Source organism: bacterium (genome assembly GCA_024226335.1).
Taxonomy (GTDB): Bacteria; Myxococcota_A; UBA9160; order SZUA-336; family SZUA-336; genus JAAELY01.
On the sequence record JAAELY010000059.1, the window covers coordinates 1 to 2594 of the forward strand.

Genomic DNA, 2594 nt, shown 5'->3' on the forward strand with positions numbered 1-2594 from the left:
CGTCTCATTCTGTTTCGGACGCGGCCACATGGGCATGGGGCTGGCCGTCTTGAGATTGCAGGTACCGTCAGAGCCGGACGGATTGCCACGTGCCGTGGGAGAGCCGGAGCTGGTCGTTCGCGCTGAGAAGAACTGGCACGTCCACAATGGCGGCTGGTCCCCGGACTCGAAGCGCCTGGTGTACACGCAGGACATGGACTACGGCGACATATACGAGCTTGTGGGGCGTCGGTAGGAGCGCAGCGTGACTCTACGGAGCAGATTCTACGCAAACGGATGGAATGCCGGGACACTGGTGGAAATCCTAGCCAGACCACACCGCCTTCTCTACCATCTTAGAAAACCAGCGCAAGAGGCATAAGGGGAGAAGCGATGAGTGAAGGCTTTGATCCAGCTGTGGTTGCGAAGTATGAGCGCGACACATGGAACCGCTGTGCGGACAGCTACGATGAGACGTTTGCGGGCTTCACGAGAGAGACAGTCCCACTCGTAGTAGAGGCGGCGGAGATCGGGGTGGGGACGAGGGTTCTGGAAATAGGTTCCGGTCCTGGGCACGTGGCTGGTTTACTGGCTAAGGCTGGCGCAAGCGTGACCGGAGTGGACTTCTCATTAGATATGGTGGAAGTCGCTCAGAGAAACCATCCAGAGATTGCGTTTCAAGAAGCAGATGCTGAGCAGCTTCCCTTCGAGGCAGGCTCCTTCGATGCTGTTGTTGCGAATTTCGTAGTTCACCACCTAGCGCGGCCTGAGGCGGTCTTTGCAGAGGTCAGCCGAGTCCTCAAACCGGGTGGACGTTTTGCGTTCGTGGTCTGGGGGGCACCCGAGGAGCAGAGTAGCATCGGGGCGTTCTTTGGTGCGGTCGAGGCACATCATGACTTGCAGGAACTTCCCCAAGGCCCTCTTTTTGGCGTCATCGAGCGGATGGTCTATGAGCCTCTACTGACGGGCGCTGGCCTGGCCGGCTGCAACCTCTCGACACATGGAGTGACATGGAGAACTGACTCGCTCAGCCCCGTTCTCAAAGGGTTTTGGGACTGGGGCAATATGGCGTTGTTGCCGTCGGAGACCCAGAAGAAAATAGAAGAGACGACACGCGAGAACGCGCGACCCTATGAGCAAGATGGAGGGTACTCTTTTCCTCATTCGGTCCTGCTGGGTAGTGCGCGGAAGGGTTAACCGGCAATGCACGAACCCAATCCCGCGACCCCGAGGATTTCCGTGGTCGGCCATTGGGCACCGTTCCTGGCGATCCGTTGCGATGGGGCGCATCGCTGCTTGAAGATGGCCATCCGGCTCAGCGAAAGAAATAGGGTCGGAGCTCGTCCGCTGCGATGAATTGGGTCGCCTGGCGGAAAACGGCATGCAGTGTTCCCGGGGCCAGTTCCCGATGAAGCGGGATCGTCAGTACTTGCCGGGCCCCGTCGGCCAATTCACGTCGTAGCTTGGCGTGACTGCCGCGTGTCGCGACGACCTCGAAACCGAAAGCTCGCAGGGCAGCCGGCACCTCGCGCGACGTGAGCCGTCGAAGCTTGGGCGACATCAACGAGCACGGGCGGGAAGCTCGTAGGTTACGGCAAGTCTCGGCTCGGGAACCAGACCGAGAGCTGCGGCGTCTTCGTCCTCGAGGTGCAGCTGCACCGCCTCGCGGAGGCCGTCGACCAGCTCGTCGAGTGTGCGGCCCTGACTGACGATGGCAACTTCGAGACACTCGCCCACATACCATCCGCGATTGCGGCGGACGACCGCGTGCACGGTTTCTCGAGGTGGTGCGTCCCCGTAGGTTGCGTAGGCTGTTCGAGGCTCCGCGACCGTACGTCGCTTCTTCTTCGGGGCGGCGGTCCGATACGGGCGGCGGACCTCGTACAAACCGCGCGATACTCGCCTGAAGTAGTCCAGCCGGTGGGCGTGGTGAGCCGGTGCGTTGACACAGCAACGACTCACGATATGCGTGAGCACGGTCCGTGGGTTGAGATGCGGGAGCGCCAGAACGACTTCGTTCGGTCGAAACCGCCAGTTGCCGCGCCGGCGACAGACCCTGCGCACCGCGTGGAGAATCTCGTCGTGGACCGCCATACGCTCAATATACACTTGTAATAATCAAGTATCAAGTGTAACTTGCGGTGGCCACCGTACGGCCATGAGGGAACCCCCGGGTCCCCTGGGAGGGTTCGTCCCACGGGAAAAAGGTGCGGCCACCCCGAGGTAATCGACGCACCGCGGGCGTACATTATTGGTATGCACCCACCCGAAGACATCGTCAGGACTCGAGTCGCCTGGATCGGCGCGGTCATTCTGCTCTGGATCACCTTGGTGGTCGGCGGGATCGTGCAGGGAACGCTCTAGCCGAGGATCGACGGTCAGTATTCTCGCCGGGAGCTCGGACGGAACGGAGAGCATCTCCTCGAGCTTCGCCAGCGACCTCGCCCACGCCGCCCTCTCCGAGCTTCTCCAGAATCCGGTAGTGTGATGACTCGGTTTCACTACTGAGGGTAGTCTCGGGGCAGGGCCATGAACAACGTGCGATACCAGGTTCTGCTGCACCAGGAAACCCGGGATAAGCTCGCCGCGTACCGCGAGGAGCTGCTCGCCGAGCA

At 61.1% G+C, this 2594-nt stretch carries 4 protein-coding genes; 2 read left to right on the forward strand and 2 right to left on the reverse strand.

Annotated elements, in window-relative coordinates:
• Positions 1-94: 94 nt before the first annotated feature.
• Positions 95-235: a hypothetical protein gene (locus GY725_02945; protein MCP4003133.1), complete on the forward strand. Its 141-nt coding sequence runs from the start codon at positions 95-97 to the stop codon at positions 233-235.
• 137 nt (positions 236-372) lie between these two features.
• A complete protein-coding gene (locus GY725_02950) occupies positions 373-1176 on the forward strand; it encodes a class I SAM-dependent methyltransferase (protein MCP4003134.1) in 804 nt (267 codons plus the stop codon).
• Positions 1177-1294: 118 nt separating this feature from the next.
• Here the strand turns inward: GY725_02950 and GY725_02955 are convergent, their stop codons facing one another.
• Together GY725_02955 and GY725_02960 are read right to left on the reverse strand one after the other, a co-directional pair.
• A complete protein-coding gene (locus GY725_02955) occupies positions 1295-1540 on the reverse strand; it encodes a type II toxin-antitoxin system HicA family toxin (GenBank protein MCP4003135.1) in 246 nt (81 codons plus the stop codon).
• Complete coding sequence (locus tag GY725_02960) at positions 1540-1752, reverse strand: type II toxin-antitoxin system HicB family antitoxin (protein MCP4003136.1); 213 nt, start codon at positions 1750-1752, stop codon at positions 1540-1542. The genes GY725_02955 and GY725_02960 overlap by 1 nt, the downstream gene beginning before the upstream one ends.
• Positions 1753-2594 lie beyond the last annotated feature (842 nt).

What these genes read in the sequence shown, in the direction of transcription:
- GY725_02950 (MCP4003134.1), top strand. Translation starts at nt 373, where the DNA reads ATGAGTGAAGGCTTTGATCCAGCTGTGGTTGCGAAGTATGAGCGCGAC.
- GY725_02955 (MCP4003135.1), bottom strand. Translation starts at nt 1,540, where the DNA reads ATGTCGCCCAAGCTTCGACGGCTCACGTCGCGCGAGGTGCCGGCTGCC.